The following is a 16,137-nucleotide window of genomic DNA, read 5'->3' as shown; positions in this document are numbered from 1 at the left end:
TGATCGTCATGCCGGGAACACCGCCGACACGTTTCGTCTTCCTCGGGCCGGAGGGCACCTTCGCCGAGCAGGCCCTGCGCTCCATACCCGCCGCCGAGCGCGGCACCCGTACGCCCGCCCGCAGCGTCGGAGAGGCACTGGACAGCGTCCGCGCCGGCGACGCCGACGCCGCGCTGGTGCCACTGGAAAACTCGATCGGCGGCGCGGTGGGCGTCACGCTGGACGAGATGGCCGAGGGCGAGCCGTTGGTGATCACCCGCGAGGTGATCCTGTCGGTGGAGTTCGTGCTCGCCGCGCGGCCCGACACCCCGCTGACCTCGATCCGCACCGTGGCGGCCCACCCACAGGCGTCCACCCAGTGCCGGGGCTGGTTGCGCGACCACCTGCCCGACGCCGTGGTGGTCGACGTGCTCTCCAACGGCGCGGCCGCCGCCGGCGCCGGCACTGGCGAGTACGACGCGGCGATCTGCGCACCGATCGGAGCCTCCCGGCACCGGCTGACCACACTCGCCGACAAGATCGCCGACCACCCCGACGCGGTGACCCGGTTCGCGCTGGTGTCCCGCCCCGGGCCGCCACCGCCGCCGACCGGTGACGACCTCACCTCGCTCGCGGTCTACATCGCCCACGACCGGGTCGGCGCGCTGCTGTCCGTGCTGATGGAGTTGGCCGTCCGTGGCGTCAACCTGACCCGGATCGAATCCCGTCCGACGGGCGAGGCGCTGGGCCGCTACGTCTTCTTCCTGGACTGCACCGGCCACGTGGCCGACGTACGCCTGGGCGAGGCGTTGCAGGGGCTCCGACGGGTCTGCGCCGACGTCCGCTTCCTGGGCTCCTATCCCCGGCACCGGTGGGCCGAGGCGGGCGAACGTCCGGTGCCCGCCCCAGCGGGCCTCTCCGACGCCGACTACGCCGACGCGGCGGCCTGGCTGAGCCGCCTGCGTACCGGTGAGTTGACCTGACCGGCGCGGAGCGCCCCCAGGAGAACCGGGGGCGCCCGCGCCGCTGCGGTCAGCTCAGCAGACCGCCGAGCAGACCGCCCTCCTGCTGCTGCTGACCACTGCCCAGGACCGGCGGCTCCTCGGACGGCTGCACCACCACGAAGCCCTGACCGGCAAAGCTCATGGTGAACGACTCACCGGTGCGGCGGCCGAGCAGTGTGCCGAGGCCGAGCTGCTCGGCCCGGTGGTAGCCGGTCTGGAGGTTGGCCGACCAGCAGACCGCGGCCTGCGGGTCGACGTACGTCGGGGCGTCCACGTTGAGCACGACAGGGGTGCCCTTGGTGGTGATGGCGATCCGCCCGTAGCCGCTGAACACACAGTTGAAGAGGCCGGACGAGGATGCCATCCCGGCGCCGCCGACCATCCTGATGTCGTACTGGAGGGTGGAGTCGAAGGCGAGCACGCTGGAGCCGTTGATGGAGAGGGCGTCGCCCGGCTCCAGGTCGATGATGTGCACGTCCTTGGCCAGCTCGGCGAGGAAGACGTCACCCTGGCCGGAGACCTTCATCAGCGGGACGCCCTCGCCGGTGAGCTTCTGCTTGAGGAACTTGCCGAGCCCGCCTGAACCCAACGCCTGGAACTGCACGTTCCCCTGATAGGCGACCATCGACCCGACCCGGGCCATCGCCTCACCGTTGAGCTCGATCTTCAACATCTTGGAGTTCTGCAACCGCATGCCGGGCTGCGCGGACTCCTTCTCCAGATTTTCCGCGGAGAACAGCTCGCTGCGCATGAAAGGGCCTCCTGAATAGGGTCAAGTTCGCTGCACCGACGGTAGGCGACCTCGGCAAGCACCGGCCATCGGCCGGCCGGCGCGGCGCAGCCCGGCCGTGTGGCGCGGGCGGGCGTCGAGCGGCGGGGCTCAGCCCCAGCCGAGCGCGTGCAACCGCGCGTCGTCGATGCCGAAGTGGTGGGCGATCTCGTGCACCACTGTCACCGCCACCTCGTCGATGACGTCCTCGTCGTTGTCGCAGATCCGCAGGATCGGACGGCGATAGATGAAGATCCGGTCGGGCAGCACGCCGGAGTAGTCCCAACCGCGCTCGGTGAGCGCATGCCCCTCGTAGAGGCCGAGCAGGTCGACCTCTCCCGGTGGCGGGTCGTCCTCGACCAGGATCACCACGTTGTTCATCAGGCCGAGTAGTTCTTCGGGCACCTCGTCGAGGGCTTCGCCGACCAACTCCTCGAAGCGCTCACGGCTCATCTCCACCGGCACCTCGCCCATTGTGCCCGACGCGGGGGCACACGGCCCGGTCCTGCTGGACGGCCATGGCCGTCATCCGCACATGCACGGAAGAAGCGACCACCCGGGACCGGGCGGAGGCTCCTTCCGTGGACGTGCGGTGTGCGCTGGCTGGCTCAGGCAGCCAGGCGGGCGTTGAGGGTGATCTCGGCACCCGGCGAGAGCAGGCGGGAGATCGGGCAGTTGGCCTTGGCGGCCTCGGCGAGCTTCTGGAACTCCGCGTCGTCGATCCCCGGGACCTGACCGACCGTCTCCAGGTCGATCCGGGTCACGGTCATGCCGGCGTCGGTCTTGTCCAGGTGCACCTTGGCGGTGGTCTCGACCGAGGTGGCCGTCGAGCCCGCGTCGGCAAGCGCCTTGGAGAACGCCATCGAGAAGCAGCCGGCGTGCGCGGCGGCGATCAGCTCCTCGGGGTTGGTGCCCTCACCCTCCTCGAAGCGCGACTTGAAGGAGTAGTTGCCGGACAGGCCGCCCTTACCGGTGCGGATGGTGCCCGCGCCCTCGGTGAGATTGCCCTGCCATTGTGCTGAAGCGGTACGGATAGGCATGGGGCAAACGCTAGCGGAAAGGCGACCGCCGAGCGACAGACCGGCGCGCTCGCCAGCCCTGCGATCCCTGTCACCACCAGCTTGCTGTGCCATGATGCGAGCCAGGTCCGTGACCGGCGGAAGGGTGGCCGATGTCCGAGGAGCTTCCAATCCCGCGACAGGGCGACCGATCCGAGGCCCCGGCGGTGATCGAGTGGGGTGCCGACGAGCCGGCCCCGCGACGTCGCTTCACCTGGTCCCTGGCCGACTTCGCGCAGGATCCTCGGCTGCCCCTCCTGCTCGCCGGTCTGGGTGCGGTGGCCGCGATCGCCTCGCTCGTCGGTGAGTGGCTGGTGATGAACCTGCCGAACGGCGGGCCCGAGGGCAACGCGGCGTTCGAGGTGCCCGCCGGGGTGTCCGAGGTCGGCGGCTTCGGGGTCGGCTATCTGGTTGGGCTTCTCGCCCTCGTCTGCGCCGTGGCGCTGACGTTGCGCGGCACGGCGGCCGTGCGGCCGAACGCCCGGCTGGCCGGCCTCACCCTGGCCGGCGCCCTGCTGGCGCTGCTGTTGGCCGCCACGGCCAGCCTCGACAACCCCGGTCAGCGAAACTTCTTCTCCTCGCTTGAGGAAGGCTTTCACGTCGAGTACGGCCGTGGGCTGGTGATGGCATTCGTCGCCTGTGTGCTGTTCGCGGCCGCCCTGCGGCTGGCTCCCGCCGCACCCCCCAGCGCGTTCGGGCCGCCGGACGAGGACCGCCCCGCCGACCCGCCAGCACCCCGCTCCTGGCGCCGCCGAGACCCCGGCCCCATCGAGGACGGCCTCCCCGCCCCAGCCGACCTAACAGTCACCCCCGCCGCCCCCTTCGCCCGCCCCGACCCCCAGCCCTAACCCCCGCCCCACCCCGCTGCCCCCTCCCCCCGCCGCGCCGATCTTGCAGTTGCTGTCCCGGCATAGGGCGCATAAACACGCAAACCGGCAACCGAAAGTGCAAGATCGCGGGGGCGGTGGGGGCCGCGCGCGGGGGACACCTTGCGGGTGCCCGGGGTTGGCGTCCGATTCGCCTGGAAGCCATGGTTGGGGCCCGTTTCGCGAGGTACGGTTGCTGCCCGCCGTCACGCCGGGCGTCGGTTTCCCTGACCCTGGCGGTGCGACGGCGGTGGGCGAAGGAGGAACGATGACCCGCCCGGGACTGCCCAAGTTGATCGCGACCGACCTCGACGGGACGCTGGTCCGCAGCGATGACACCGTCTCCGCGTACACCCATGGGGTGCTCGACCGTGTCCGCGCCGCCGGAATTCCGGTGGTCGGCGCGACCGGACGCGGCCCTCGGTTGACCGAGTTGACCCGCAACGACATCCGCGCCGCCGACTTCCTGGTGATGGCCGGCGGCGGACGGGTGGTCGACCAGAGCGACCCGACCGGCCCGGTGGTGCTCCGCGACGAGCGGCTGCCCGCCGAGGTACTGGCCCGGCTCCTCGCCGACCTGGAGGCGCAGGTCGGCCCGCTGACCGTGATGGTCGAGGCGTCCGACGAGCACGACGCCCCGCTGTGGGGCGACTACCACGAGAGCTGGCCCTACCAGGACCGCTTCGAGGCGCGCACCCGCGACGAGTGCCTCGCCTGCGACGTGATCAAGGCGTTCGCCCGGACCGCCGACCACCACGTGGACGAACTGCTGGCGGTGGCCCGTCGGATCGTTCCGCCGCAGGTCGCCACGCTCACCCAGGCCGGGCTCGGCTTCATCGAGATCTGCCCGCCCGGCGTCGACAAGGCGACCGGGCTGACAGTGGTGGCGCAGACCCTCGGGGTCGACCCGGCCGACGTGCTGGTCTTCGGTGACATGCCCAACGACCTGCCGATGTTCGAGTGGGCCGGCTGGTCGCGGGTGGCAGTGGCCAACGCGCACCCCGCGCTGCGCGCCGTCGCCGACGAGGTGACCTTGCGCAACGACGACGACGGGGTGGCGGTGTATCTGGACCGGCTACTGTCCCGGTAATGGGAGACACGCCCCGCCTCATCGCCACCGACATCGACGGCACGCTGATCCGCGACGACCACACCGTCAGCCCACGCACCGCCGACCTGCTCGCGCGGATCTCCGCGCGAGGCACGCCGGTCGTCCTGGTCACCGGCCGTCCGGTCCGCTGGCTCAAAATGGTGTACGACCAGCTCGCGCGACCGCTGCCGGCGGTCTGCGCCAACGGCGCCGTGGTCTACGACCCGTTCGAGGACGAGGTGGTGCGGGCCGACCCGCTCGCTCCGCACCACCTGGCCGAGGTGGCCCGGAGGCTACGGGCCGAGGTGCCCGGGATCAGCTTCGCCGTGGAGATCCTGGACAGCCGGGAGATGCGGCACGAGGCGCACTACCCGCTGCGTTGGGACGCCGACGCCAACGGCATCCGGCCGATCGAGACGCCGGAGGAGCTGCTCTCGGTGCCGGCGGTGAAGCTCCTCGCCCGAGCCGGCGAGCAGGACCCGGATGCCTTCGCCGAGCTGATCGCCACGGCGGTGGCGGGGTTGGCCGAGGCCACGCACTCGTCGTCCTCCGGGCTGGTGGAGATCTCCGCGGCCGGGGTGACAAAGGCGGCGGGGCTGGCCTGGTACTGCGATCAGCTCGGGGTGGCCGCGGCGGACGTGCTGGCCTTCGGCGACATGCCCAACGACGTGCCGATGCTCACCTGGGCCGGGCGTGGCGTGGCGGTGGCCAACGCGCACCGCGCCGTCCTGGCGGTCGCCGACGATGTGACGACGGCGAACACCGAGGACGGCGTGGCGGCGTACCTGGAGAAGATCTTCGGGGTGGACTGAGGTCAGAGGTACTGACCGGTGTTGTGCCCCTCGCCGGCGCCCGGCTGGCCGATGCCCGGCATCCCGGGGACTACCCCACCGGGGCCGCTGGGCAGCGCCTGCCGGCCACCGCGCATCTGCTCCAGCTGCACCCGGGCGGCCATCTGCTGGGCCACCAGGGCCGCCTGGATGCCGTGGAACAGGCCCTCCAGCCAGCCGACGAGCTGGGCGTGCGCGATCCGCAGCTCGCCCTCGCTGGGGGCCTTGTCCTCGGCGAAGGGCAGCGAGATGCGCTCCAGCTCGTCGCGCAGCTCGGGGGCGAGGCCCTCCTTGAGCTCGACGATCGACCGCTCGTGAATCTCCCGCATGCGGTTGCGGCTGGCGTCGTCGAGAGGCGCGGCCTTCACCTCCTCCAGCAACTGCTTGATCATGCTGCCGATCCGCATCACCTTGGCCGGCTGTTCGACGAGGCGGGTCGGGTCCTCGCCCTGGCCCTCGTCGGTCTGCATCGTGCCGATCGGCCGGCCGTCCGGGCCAACCACCACCACGGTGCCGGAGTGGCCGGAGTCGTCGGGGCCGGGCTGGTCGTTCTCTCCAGCGGAGCGCGCTTCGGTCATGGGGTCCATCTTTACCCAGCGGGCGCGAGACATGCCGGCCGGGACCGACTACCGGGGCCGAACCACTCGGGCGGGGCGCGCTACCGTCGCGCCATGCCTGTCGACCCGCGCGCCGTGTTGACCCGGCCCGCACCGGAGCCCGACCGGACAGTGGCGTACGGGGACCACCCCGATCAGGTGGCCGATCTGCGCCTCCCGGCGGGGACCGGGCCGGCCCGGCCGCTGGTCGTCGTCCTGCACGGCGGCTTCTGGCGGGCCGAGTACGACAGACGGCACACCGGCCCGCTGGCCGCAGCCCTCGCCGCTGACGGCTACCCGGTGGCGCAGCTGGAATACCGCCGCACCGGGCAGCCCGGAGGCGGTTGGCCGGGCACCCTGACCGACGTACTGACCGGGGTGGCCGAGCTGCCGGCGCTGGCGGCCGAGGCGCTGCCCGGCCGGGTGAGCCTGGCCGCGCCGATCCTGGTCGGGCACTCCGCGGGCGGCCACCTGGCGCTATACGTGGCGGCCACCGCCCCGGCGACGGTGGGCGGGGTGCTCGCCCTGGCCCCGGTGGCCGATCTGGCCGAGGCGTACCGGCGAGATCTGGACTCGGGAGCGGTCTCCGCGCTGCTCGGCGGCGGCCCGGCTCAGGTCCCGGACCGGTACGCGAGCACGGATCCACGGATGTTGGTACCGACACGGACACGGACGGTAGTTGTTCACGGCTCGGACGATCATCAGGTTCCGGTGGAGATGAGCCGGGATTTCGTCGCGGAGGCGCGTGCCGCAGGTTCCGATATTTCCCTTGTTGAACTGCCCGGATGCGAGCATTTCGGGCTGATCGACCCGGAGGCCGTCGCCTGGCCTCAGGTCCTTGCCGTGTTGCGGTCCCTGCACGATGATCACTAGCCATTGACGCAGCGTCGCGGACCAGGTAGAACGCCGGAGGGGCGGTGTTCGGCCCTGTAACGCTTCCTTGGAAGGAACTCGGTGTCGCAGATGAATCGCAGGCGGGCGCTCCAACTGTTGGCCGCGCTCGGTACCACCGGGTTCGTCGCCGCGTGCGGCTCAGACGGTGACGCCGAGCCGACCGCCGACCGGGGCCCGATCAAGATCGGTTTGATCACGCCGCAGGCTGGTGGTTTCAAGAGCATCGGCGATGACATCACCAATGGCTTCCAGCTCTTCCTCGACATACACGATCAGCGGCTGGGCGGCCACCCGGTGGAGCTGTTGACCGCCGACGAGGGCGACACCGCGAAGACCGGCAAGGCTGCCGTCGAAGGCCTGCTCAAGCAGGGCGTGCTGGCGCTCACCGGCGTGGTCAACTCGGCGGTGATGGTCGGCATCCGCGACACAGTGGAGCAGGCCCGGGTCCCGCTGATCGGCTCCAACGCCTCACCGAGCAGCCTGCAGAGCGTCTTCTACATCTGGCGGACCTCGTACGTGCTCGACGAGGCCGGCAAGGCGCTGGGCCGCTACCTGCGCGACCAACTGCCGGCGAACGGCCGCGTCGCGATCATCATGCCGGAGAACGTCGGCAGCCCGGACGTGGTCCGCGGCTTCCGGCAGTATTTCGGCACCACCGATCCGCGGATCAGCGACCCGGTGACCTATACCAGCGCCACCTCCAACCCCGGCAAGACGACGTACGCCTCGGACATCACCAGGGCACTGGCCAAGAAGCCCACGGCTGTCTTCTGCTTCTTCGCCGGCGCGGCCGCCGTGGAGTTCATCAAGCAGCTGCGCGAGAAGTTCGCCGGGCCGATCTACGCACCCGGCTTCCTCACCGAGGGCACCGTGCTGGAGAACCTGAAGGACAACGCGCTGGGCATCCAGACCGCGCTGAACTACTCGGCCGACCTGAACAACACGTCCAACCGGGTCTTCGCCTCGGCGTACCGCAAGAAGTACCAGGTCACCCCCACCACCTACGCGATGGCGTCGTACGACGCGGCGCAGGTGCTCGACCAGGCCATCCAGCTGACCGGCGGCAAGCCCACGCCGCAGCAGGTCAACCTGGCGCTGGGCAAGATCGGCCAAATCGACAGCCCGCGCGGCATCTGGCAGTTCAACCAGCCGCGTACCCCGCAGCAGAAGTGGTACCTGCGCGAGGTGCAGCGCGACGGTCAGGTCATGTCGAACGTGCTGATCAACGAGCTGGCCACGCTGGGCTGAACGCCCACCCGGAGCACGATTCGGGGCCGGTCTCCCAGTGGGAGGCCGGCCCCGAGGCGTTCGCGGCTCAGTGCCGCAGCTCGGCGATGCAGCACTTCACGCTGCCGCCACCCTTCTTCAGCTCGGCCAGCTCGACCGGGACCGGGGTGTACCCGGCCGCCTTGAGCTTGCCGGCCAGGCGGGTGGCCTCGCTGTTGAGCACCACGTTCGCGCCGTCGCTGACCAGGTTGAGCCCGAAGGCCATCGCGTCCTCGTCGTCGGCGATCACCGCGTCCGGGAAGAGTTGGGTGAGCACCCGCTGACTGGCCGCGGAGAACGCGCCCGGGAAGTAGACGATGTTTGCGTCGTCGATGGCCGCGAGCGCCACGTCCAGGTGGTAGAAGCGGGGGTCGATCAGGCGCAGCGACACCACCGGACGACCCAGCGCCTCCTGCGCCTCCGCGTGCGCGGGGATCTCGGTGCGGAAGCCGTGACCGGCCAGGATGAGCCCGCCGTGCGCCTCCGGCACGTACGCGAAGTCGCCCTCGCCCTCGTTGGTCTCGCTGGGTGCGATGAACCGCCAGCCCTGCGCCTCGTAGAAGGCGTGGTGGGCGGCGGCCTCGGCGGCCCGCTGCTCGTGCTTGAACCGGGCGCCGTAGACGCTTCCGTCCACCACGAAGCCGCCGTTGGCGGCGTAGACCATGTCGGGCAGGCCCTGCTCGGGGGTGAGCAGATGCACCTCGTGGCCGAGGCCGACAAGCGTCTCGCGCAGCCGGTCCCACTGTTTGACGGCCAGGTCCCGGTCGACCGGGGTGGTCACGTCCATCCACGGGTTGATCGCGTACTCGACCGCGAAGTACTCCGGCGAGCACATGAGATATGTCCGCTTTCGCGGGAAACGCTGCTGGTTCACGGTCACCAAGAGTAGGTACCGTAGAACTTTGAAAACAGCCACAAGCGTTGCTTCCCAGAGGCGGAACGTTGCAGATAGACGCGGTAGACCAGCGGATCATTGCGTTACTCGTCGCGGACGCCCGCGCGTCCTACGCCGACATCGGCGCCCGGGTGTCACTCTCCGCCCCGGCGGTCAAGCGTCGCGTCGACCGACTGCGCGCCACCGGTGTGATCAGGGGATTCACGGCTGTCGTTGATCCGGCCGCCGTCGGTTGGACCACTGAGGCCTTCGTCGAGCTGTTCTGCGCCGGCCGGACCACCCCGGCGCAGATCGGAGTGGCCGCCCGCCGACACCCCGAGGTGGTCGGGGCGTACACCGTCTCCGGGGAGGCGGACGCGCTCGTGCACCTGCGCGCCGCCGACATCGGCCACCTGGAGGCAGCGCTGGAGCGGCTGCGTGCCGAGTCCTTCGTGACCTCCACCCGCAGCACCATCGTGCTCTCCCGGCTGGTCGAATCCCCCGGCGTCGGCCCGTCCGCCGGCACCCCTTGACCTCAACCCAGGTTGAGGAGATGGACTGGCCCCCGAGTGGGCGAGGCAGCCCATCGGGGCGAGGGGGCTGTCATGCGGGCGATCTGGTTACGTGAGTTCGGCGGTCCCGAGGTGCTGGTGCCCGGCCCCGCGCCCGACCCGGTCCCCGGCCCCGGCCAGGTGCTGATCGACGTCGCGCACGCGAACATCACCTTCATCGAGACGCAACTTCGCGCCGGTCACCCCGGCCCGTTCCGCCTCACCCCACCGCTGATCCCCGGCAACGGCGTCGGCGGGGTGATCACGGTTGTCGGGTCGGACGTCGACCCGGCGCTGACCGGGCAGCGGGTGGTCAGCGCCACCGGAGGTTCCGGCGGTTACGCCGAACGCGCGGCAGTGGACGCGTCGGCGACGATCGCGGTGCCGGCCGGGTTGGCGCTGGACGAGGCGGTGGCGCTGCTGGCCGACGGGCGGACCGCCACCATGCTGATCGAGGCGGTCGGCGTCCGCCCAGGTGACCGGGTGCTGGTGGAGGCCGCGGCCGGCGGCGTCGGCAGCCTGTTGGTGCAGCTCGCGGTCCGGGCCGGGGCCCGGGTGATCGGCGCGGCCGGTGGGCGACGCAAGGTGGACCTGCTACCCGGCCTGGGCGCCGAGCTGGCCGTCGACTACCTGCTGCCCGAGTGGGCCGAGCAGGTCCGCGCCGCGGTGGGCGGTGTCGACGTGGTGCTCGACGGGGTCGGCGGTCAGGTGGCCCGAGCCGCCTTCGACCTGCTCCCCCCGGGCGGCCGGATGGTCAGCTTCGGGTTGGCGAGCGGGGAGTGGTCCCCGGTGTCGGCAGAGGCCGCCACGGCACGGCAGGTCACGCTGGTCCGCCCGGACGTGCCGCCGGCCCGGCTGCGGACGTACACCGAACAGGCCCTGGCGGACGCGGCGGCCGGCCGCCTGCGACCGCTCATCGGCCAACGTTTCCCACTGGAACGTGCCGCCGACGCGCACGCCGCCATCGAGGCGCGCGCGACGGTCGGCAAGACCCTGCTGGACGTGGCCTGATCGGGTTCAGAGATACATGCCGGTGCGGTGCTCCGACTCGTCGCGCCGGACCGGCTTGTCACCCTCACCGAAGAACCGCTTGCCGCCGAACTCACCGTGCAGACGGTCGTCCAACTCGTCGGCGAGACCGGTCATCACCTGCACCGCCAGCATCAGATGGGTCGCCTGGAAGTTACGGCCGAACACCGGGATGGACGCCCAGACCGTGTCGTCGGCGCAGTAGAGGCGACCGATCGGCATCCGGTTCGTCAGCTCGGAGAGCTTGACGTAGAGCCGCTCGGTCGGCTCCACCTCGGTGAGCACCGGCGAGAAGACGTCCACCAGGGGCGGATTGTCCCGCACCCGCACGAAGACCATCGCCGACCCGGCGCGGATGGTGATGTCGCCGTCCGAGTCGATCTGCAACCGGTCGGTGTCCGACTTCAACATCGTGGAGACCACTGTGCGGACCCGATCGGCCAGGTCGAGCACGTCGTCCCGCTCGACCTGCGCGGCGGCCGCCTCGGCCAACGCCTCCTCCAGGTCCCCCTCGACGTCGGCGTCCGGACCGAACTCGCTGCGGGCGGTGCCCAGCGGGTCCACTGCCAACGGCTCGCCCTCGGCGTCGTGCACCAGGTAGACGAGGAACGCCGGGTGCGGGGCACCGTAGACGTCCCGCAGCGTGCGGGAGAGCAGCGTGGCGACCTGGGTCGACTCGGCCGTCGTGGCGTTCAGCCCGAAGGAACCGCCGGATCCGGCGACCACCCCGGGCGGGGACCAACCGAGCGCGACCATGTCCGCCACCGCGCCCCGGTCCAGTCGGTAGCCCGCCGGCAGGGCGGCGTTGCCGACCGCGCGGGCGGACAACACCAGGTCCGCGTCCACGTCGACGCTTATCGAATAGACGGCGTCCCCGGTGCCGGAGGCGGTGGGGTCCAGTGTCACGTCGAGGTGCGCGCCGACGGGAAGTTCCCGCAGCCGTACGGCGAGCGCGCGGGCGAACTCCCGCCACGCCTCGGTCACCTTCGCCCGCAGGTCGGTGGTGCTGGGCTCGTCAAGCAGGATCGATTCCGCCGGCTCAGTCGAAGCGCCGGGCAGATCACCGTGCGGCGCCGAGGGGTGGTCAGCCGTCATGATCGCCTCCGTCCGTCACGATCACCCTACCCACGCCGCCTGTTGGTCGAATCAGCCCCGACCGGGATCGGACAGCGGCGGTCAGGGGGCCGTCGGGTCGGCGGGGTCGGCGCCCAGCTCGACCGGCCAGGCGCCCGCCAGCGCGCTGAGCCGGGCCGCGGCGTCCGCCGGGTCCGCGCCCCGGCCAACCGCCAAGCCGAAGAGGTACGCGGTGACCGGCGCACCCGGACGCAGCACCTGGTGAGCGACGTCCCGGGCCAGATCCAGCACCGCCGGCACCGGCACCGCGGCCGAGTCCAGATCCAACTCGGCGCACACGGCCGTGACCCAGTCGTCCATCACCGTCATCGCGTCCACTCCTCCGCCCGGCGTACGTCCTCGTCAGTGTCGCAGTCGAACCACGGTGGCGGGCCCTCGCCGGACCAGGCCACCTCCCGCACGACGAGACCCGCCAGCAACGCCCGGACCGGGGCTCCGGACAGACTGCCGCCCCGCTCGACCGTCAGCCGGTCCACTGCCGCCCGCAGCGCGGCGACCCGCCAGACACCGCAGAGCGACTGCCGCCGCCCGGCCCCGTCCACGAAGCACGCCCCGTCCGGTGCCCGCACGCCGTCGAGGCCGCTGTGGGCCGGCGGCGCTGGCGCAGAGCCGCCGCCCGGTGGTTCGGTGCCGGTGGTCTCCTCGTCGAGGTGCTCCAGCAGGTCACCGATCGCGGCCCGGGTGAGCAGCGGCAGGTCGGCGGCGAGCAGCGCGACCAGGCTGACGTCGGCATCCAGCAGCGCCAGGCCGGCAGCCGCCGCGGCGACCGGGCCCCCGCCGGGCGGGTCCTCCCGGACGACCCGCACACCCGGCGGCACGGCGTCGGCCGCACCGACCAGCACCCGCGGCGTCGCGTCGCCGACGGCGGCCAGCACCCGGTCACGCATCGGCCGGCCACCGACCGGAAGCGCGGGCTTGTCGACCCCGCCCATCCGTCGGGCGGCCCCACCCGCCAGCACCACTGCGGCGTACGTCCCCACCCGCCCACCGTAGCCGTGCCAGCGCCCGACAGTGCCGGCCCAACCCCCCACCCCGTTGATCATGACGTTATCGCTCGACACGCCGACGACACGCGCGGCCAACTTCATGATCAACGGGTGGGGGTGGGGTGGGGCCGGCGGGAGGTGGAGGATGGCGGGATGGGACGGGCAACTGATCGACGCGGCGTACTCCGGATCGACCTGGACGCGGCCACCGCCGGGCGCGGAGCGGTCCGCCGACCGGACACGCTCGCCGTGGAGGAGCCGCTGGAGATCCGGGTCGGCGCGGCCGGTCCCGGCAAACGTCAGCCGCTCGCCGTCACCATGCGTACCCCCGGCGACGACCTGGACCTGGCCATCGGGTTCCTGCTCACGGAGGGGCTGATCCGGTCGACCGACGACGTGTTGACAGCGCAACTCTGCGCCGGCGCGGAGACGCCGAACACGTACAACGTGGTGGACGTGGTGCTCGCCCCCGGCGTACCGGAACCGGCCACCGACCCGTCCCGGAACTTCTACACGACCAGCTCCTGCGGGGTCTGCGGCAAGGCCAGCATCGACGCGGTACGCACCCGGTCGCTCTTCCCGGTCGCGGCGGATCCGCTCAGCGTGCCGGCCGCGCTGCTCGCCGAACTGCCCGACCGGTTGCGAGCCGCCCAGCGCGGCTTCGACCGGACCGGCGGGCTGCACGCGGCCGGGTTGTTCACCCCCGACGGTGAGCTGGTGGTGCTCCGGGAGGACGTGGGCCGGCACAACGCCGTGGACAAGGTGATCGGCTGGGCCGTGCGGGAACGCCGGCTGCCGCTCGCCGGGCACCTGCTGCTGGTCTCCGGACGGGCCAGCTTCGAGCTGACCCAGAAGGCGTGGATGGCGGGGTTGCCGCTGCTGGCCGCGGTGTCCGCCCCGAGCACCCTCGCCGCCGAACTGGCCGACGAGGCGGGGATGACACTCGTCGGCTTCCTGCGTGGCCGGACCATGAACGTCTACACCGGGCCGCACCGGATCACCGTGGAGCAGCCAGCCTGACGTGAGCGGCCCGTCAGCGACCGATCCGGTCGATCAGGTCGAACAGGGCCAGCCGTGCGGCGGCATCACGGGCGATGAGGAAACCGGCGATGCCGAGGATCCAGCCCAACGCGCTACCCGCCTTCGTGACGATCCAGGCGTTCAGGCGGGCCAGCACCGGCTCGACCAGTCGCGGGCGGGCCACCCTGGCACCCAGCAGCAACACCGCCGGCAGCACCATGACCAGGCAGTACCCGGTGAGCAGCGCCACCACGCTCGCCGCCCCCACCCCCGAGGTGGCCAACAGACCCACAGCACCGAGGTACGGGAGCATTGTCGCCACCTCGGCGAGCGCCGCGAGCAGCGCGAGCCCGACCAACCAGCGGGCCGAGGAATCTCCGGCGGTGGCCCGGTCCCGCCAGCGCAACACGCCACCGGTACGGGGACGCCGCTTGCCGTCGTAGCGGAAGCTGAGCGCCAGCATTCCCACGCCGAGGACGAGTTGCGCCCAGAGGACACCCCTGTTGTCCAGGGCTCCGCCCAGCGCGTCCCCCAACGCGCTGCCGCCCCAGACCAGCAGCAGCCCTACCGCGAGGTAGAACGCCGCGATGGTGGCGAGGTAGCCCAGGATCCGCCGGACGTTGACCGGCCCGGGGGCGAGCAGCAACCAGACCGGGATGAAGAGGGTGCCGATGCTGGTGCTGTCGATCAACGCCAGCCCGGCCAGCGACAGCAGCAACTCGGGGGTCATGTCGTACCAACGCGGAGAACGGCCACGAGATCATTCTCCGGCGGCGGTGACCCTGCCGCGTCGGCCGTGGACAGGAGCAACGCGTACATCCTTCGACGGAGGCGTTGCGGAAGGAACCCGCCCCGGGCCATCGACCTCGGGGGACGAGGGATCAGCGCCGGGGCGGGAGTCAGCGGGGCTGTCGAACCTTCGCCGTCGAGCCGGGCCGGCCGGACTGCCTGGTCGGGCCGGACGACAGCAGGTCGATCCCTTCGCGGAGCACGAACAGTTCGCGCTTGACGCGTGCGCTGCCGTCCGGCCCCAGCTCGTACGCCTCGATCCAGGTCCAACCGTGGTAGGTGTGCCGGTCGGTCAGCTCGCGCGAAATCCGGCCTGACCGCCGACAGCCTCGCCGCCCATATCGGGGTGGATCCCAAGACGGCGGCCAAGTGGGCGAACCCGGGACGGATTCCGCAGACGCGGCACCGGTCGAAGGTCGCTGAGGTCCTCGGCCGCGACGAGGGCGACCTCTGGCCCGAGGTCGTTAGCGCTACCGCGAGACCTGACCATCGACCTGATGAGAGCGCGAGCATGGATGACCTGAGCGGCGCCCGTTGGCGCAAGAGCACCCGCAGCAGCTCAAATGGCGGCAACTGCGTGGAGGTGGCCGACAACCTGGCGGGTGTCGTGCTCGTGCGCGACACCAAGGATCGGGACGGCGGCACGCTGAGCTTCAAGCCGGCCGCCTGGGCGGGCTTCGTCGGGCTGACAAAGAAGATCGGCCCAGTCGGCTAGGTCCGACTATGCGGCCACGATCTCGACGGCGCCGCGGGAGATCTTGACGTCGAACTCCATGCCGGTGCCGTTGGAAAGCTTGACGAGGGTCGCGATCGACGGCGGCTGGTCGCCAGACTCCAGTCGCGCGATGACTGACTGGGTCATCCCCACCTTGCGAGCGAGCGCGGTCTGGGTCAGCTGGTTCTCGGTGCGGTATCCCACGATACGGAGCGCGACCTCACGCGCGAATGCTGTCCGATCCCACTCTGCGCGGAACACCGGGTCCTGACGGCTGAAATCGCCGATGACCTGCTGCGAGGTCTTGAGTTCGGAACGTTTCATCACTCCGCCTCCACGTCCTTGATCCTTCGCTCTGCGGCTGCGACGGCCCGGGCGAAGTTCCGCTGACTGACGCTGGCTTCTGGGCCGATGGCACCGACCACGAACGCCTCACCGACCTGCGCGTAGAAGACGCGCCACCGGCTACGCCCTCCGCGTGGGCGTAGTTCACGCAAGTTGTCGGCGGTTCGAATCTTGCTGGAGTGCGGGTAGCCAAGGTTGGGGCCAAGGCTCTCCAGCTTTTCGACGGCGTGTCCGATTGCCGCCTGCTCGATCGCGGGTATTCGCAGTTCGGACACGGCCTCTGGGTGGAAGAGGACTGACCAGAGCCGACTATAGCAAAGTTGCGATACGACTGCTGCGGAG

General features: G+C 71.2%; 21 protein-coding genes. 10 read left to right on the top strand and 11 right to left on the bottom strand.

What is annotated here, in order from left to right:
• Nucleotides 1-8 precede the first annotated feature (8 nt).
• Nucleotides 9-962 (top strand): prephenate dehydratase, encoded by a 954-nt coding sequence (pheA, locus tag NIE79_RS29015; protein ID WP_238681598.1) that lies wholly within the window; start codon nucleotides 9-11, stop codon nucleotides 960-962.
• 49 nt (nucleotides 963-1,011) lie between these two features.
• Here the strand turns inward: pheA and NIE79_RS29010 are convergent, their stop codons facing one another.
• The 3 genes from NIE79_RS29010 to NIE79_RS29000 form a co-directional block, all read right to left on the bottom strand.
• Nucleotides 1,012-1,734, bottom strand: a complete 723-nt coding sequence (locus tag NIE79_RS29010; protein ID WP_196920294.1) for an AIM24 family protein — start codon at nucleotides 1,732-1,734, stop codon at nucleotides 1,012-1,014.
• Nucleotides 1,735-1,863: 129 nt separating this feature from the next.
• Entirely contained in the window at nucleotides 1,864-2,211 is a 348-nt protein-coding gene (locus NIE79_RS29005; protein ID WP_196924705.1) for a metallopeptidase family protein, read from the bottom strand.
• 149 nt (nucleotides 2,212-2,360) lie between these two features.
• Entirely contained in the window at nucleotides 2,361-2,792 is a 432-nt protein-coding gene (locus NIE79_RS29000; protein ID WP_091396762.1) for an OsmC family protein, read from the bottom strand.
• Nucleotides 2,793-2,923: 131 nt separating this feature from the next.
• On the opposite strand from NIE79_RS29000, the gene NIE79_RS28995 reads away from it, so the two are divergent.
• From NIE79_RS28995 to NIE79_RS28985, 3 genes are all read left to right on the top strand, one after another.
• A complete protein-coding gene (locus NIE79_RS28995; protein ID WP_238681597.1) occupies nucleotides 2,924-3,658 on the top strand; it encodes a hypothetical protein in 735 nt (244 codons plus the stop codon).
• 286 nt (nucleotides 3,659-3,944) lie between these two features.
• Nucleotides 3,945-4,766, top strand: a complete 822-nt coding sequence (locus tag NIE79_RS28990; protein WP_238681596.1) for an HAD family hydrolase — start codon at nucleotides 3,945-3,947, stop codon at nucleotides 4,764-4,766.
• Entirely contained in the window at nucleotides 4,766-5,578 is an 813-nt protein-coding gene (locus NIE79_RS28985; protein ID WP_210787440.1) for an HAD family hydrolase, read from the top strand. The genes NIE79_RS28990 and NIE79_RS28985 overlap by 1 nt, the downstream gene beginning before the upstream one ends.
• A 2-nt stretch (nucleotides 5,579-5,580) precedes the next feature.
• Here NIE79_RS28985 and NIE79_RS28980 read toward each other — a convergent pair whose 3' ends face one another.
• Complete coding sequence (locus tag NIE79_RS28980) at nucleotides 5,581-6,183, bottom strand: bacterial proteasome activator family protein (RefSeq protein WP_238681595.1); 603 nt, start codon at nucleotides 6,181-6,183, stop codon at nucleotides 5,581-5,583.
• 84 nt (nucleotides 6,184-6,267) lie between these two features.
• Between NIE79_RS28980 and NIE79_RS28975 the strand changes: the two genes are divergently transcribed.
• Both NIE79_RS28975 and NIE79_RS28970 read left to right on the top strand, forming a co-directional pair.
• Nucleotides 6,268-7,065 carry an alpha/beta hydrolase family protein gene (locus tag NIE79_RS28975; RefSeq protein WP_238681594.1) on the top strand — a complete coding sequence of 266 codons (798 nt, stop codon included), beginning with the start codon at nucleotides 6,268-6,270 and terminating at the stop codon, nucleotides 7,063-7,065.
• Nucleotides 7,066-7,146: 81 nt separating this feature from the next.
• Nucleotides 7,147-8,334, top strand: a complete 1,188-nt coding sequence (locus NIE79_RS28970) for an ABC transporter substrate-binding protein (protein ID WP_238681593.1) — start codon at nucleotides 7,147-7,149, stop codon at nucleotides 8,332-8,334.
• Nucleotides 8,335-8,401: 67 nt separating this feature from the next.
• Here the strand turns inward: NIE79_RS28970 and ddaH are convergent, their stop codons facing one another.
• Nucleotides 8,402-9,235 carry a dimethylargininase gene (gene ddaH, locus NIE79_RS28965; RefSeq protein WP_341844839.1) on the bottom strand — a complete coding sequence of 278 codons (834 nt, stop codon included), beginning with the start codon at nucleotides 9,233-9,235 and terminating at the stop codon, nucleotides 8,402-8,404.
• 59 nt (nucleotides 9,236-9,294) lie between these two features.
• Here ddaH and NIE79_RS28960 point away from each other — a divergent pair, with 59 nt between their 5' ends.
• Both NIE79_RS28960 and NIE79_RS28955 read left to right on the top strand, forming a co-directional pair.
• Nucleotides 9,295-9,759: an Lrp/AsnC family transcriptional regulator gene (locus NIE79_RS28960; protein ID WP_238681592.1), complete on the top strand. Its 465-nt coding sequence runs from the start codon at nucleotides 9,295-9,297 to the stop codon at nucleotides 9,757-9,759.
• A gap of 72 nt (nucleotides 9,760-9,831) precedes the next feature.
• Nucleotides 9,832-10,788: a zinc-binding dehydrogenase gene (locus NIE79_RS28955; protein ID WP_238681591.1), complete on the top strand. Its 957-nt coding sequence runs from the start codon at nucleotides 9,832-9,834 to the stop codon at nucleotides 10,786-10,788.
• Nucleotides 10,789-10,794: 6 nt separating this feature from the next.
• On the opposite strand, the gene NIE79_RS28950 is transcribed toward NIE79_RS28955, so the two are convergent.
• From NIE79_RS28950 to mobA, 3 genes are all read right to left on the bottom strand, one after another.
• Nucleotides 10,795-11,901, bottom strand: coding sequence for a T3SS (YopN, CesT) and YbjN peptide-binding chaperone 1 (locus NIE79_RS28950; RefSeq protein ID WP_238681590.1), 1,107 nt, complete (start codon nucleotides 11,899-11,901; stop codon nucleotides 10,795-10,797).
• Between the two features lie 81 nt (nucleotides 11,902-11,982).
• The gene (locus NIE79_RS28945) at nucleotides 11,983-12,249 is read right to left on the bottom strand and encodes a DUF6457 domain-containing protein (protein WP_238681589.1); all 267 of its coding nucleotides are present in this window, start codon (nucleotides 12,247-12,249) and stop codon (nucleotides 11,983-11,985) included.
• Nucleotides 12,246-12,983 carry a molybdenum cofactor guanylyltransferase gene (gene mobA / locus NIE79_RS28940; RefSeq protein WP_238681588.1) on the bottom strand — a complete coding sequence of 246 codons (738 nt, stop codon included), beginning with the start codon at nucleotides 12,981-12,983 and terminating at the stop codon, nucleotides 12,246-12,248. The genes NIE79_RS28945 and mobA overlap by 4 nt, the downstream gene beginning before the upstream one ends.
• A 96-nt stretch (nucleotides 12,984-13,079) precedes the next feature.
• On the opposite strand from mobA, the gene fdhD reads away from it, so the two are divergent.
• Nucleotides 13,080-13,946, top strand: coding sequence for a formate dehydrogenase accessory sulfurtransferase FdhD (gene fdhD / locus NIE79_RS28935; protein ID WP_238681587.1), 867 nt, complete (start codon nucleotides 13,080-13,082; stop codon nucleotides 13,944-13,946).
• 13 nt (nucleotides 13,947-13,959) lie between these two features.
• Here the strand turns inward: fdhD and NIE79_RS28930 are convergent, their stop codons facing one another.
• A complete protein-coding gene (locus tag NIE79_RS28930; protein WP_238681586.1) occupies nucleotides 13,960-14,676 on the bottom strand; it encodes a GAP family protein in 717 nt (238 codons plus the stop codon).
• A gap of 570 nt (nucleotides 14,677-15,246) precedes the next feature.
• On the opposite strand from NIE79_RS28930, the gene NIE79_RS28925 reads away from it, so the two are divergent.
• Nucleotides 15,247-15,450 (top strand): DUF397 domain-containing protein, encoded by a 204-nt coding sequence (locus tag NIE79_RS28925; RefSeq protein ID WP_238681585.1) that lies wholly within the window; start codon nucleotides 15,247-15,249, stop codon nucleotides 15,448-15,450.
• Between the two features lie 6 nt (nucleotides 15,451-15,456).
• Here NIE79_RS28925 and NIE79_RS28920 read toward each other — a convergent pair whose 3' ends face one another.
• Both NIE79_RS28920 and NIE79_RS28915 read right to left on the bottom strand, forming a co-directional pair.
• On the bottom strand, nucleotides 15,457-15,774 hold the full coding sequence (locus NIE79_RS28920) for a helix-turn-helix domain-containing protein (protein ID WP_238681584.1): 318 nt from the start codon (nucleotides 15,772-15,774) through the stop codon (nucleotides 15,457-15,459).
• The gene (locus NIE79_RS28915) at nucleotides 15,774-16,070 is read right to left on the bottom strand and encodes a type II toxin-antitoxin system RelE/ParE family toxin (protein WP_238681583.1); all 297 of its coding nucleotides are present in this window, start codon (nucleotides 16,068-16,070) and stop codon (nucleotides 15,774-15,776) included. Before NIE79_RS28915 ends, NIE79_RS28920 begins: the two co-directional genes overlap by 1 nt.
• Between the last annotated feature and the right edge of the window lie 67 nt (nucleotides 16,071-16,137).

Origin of the sequence: Micromonospora trifolii (genome assembly GCF_022229005.1) — a bacterium.
Taxonomy (GTDB): Bacteria; Actinomycetota; Actinomycetes; order Mycobacteriales; family Micromonosporaceae; genus Micromonospora; species Micromonospora trifolii.
Note: the sequence above shows the minus strand (reverse complement) of the source record. Positions and strands in the feature narration are given on the sequence as shown.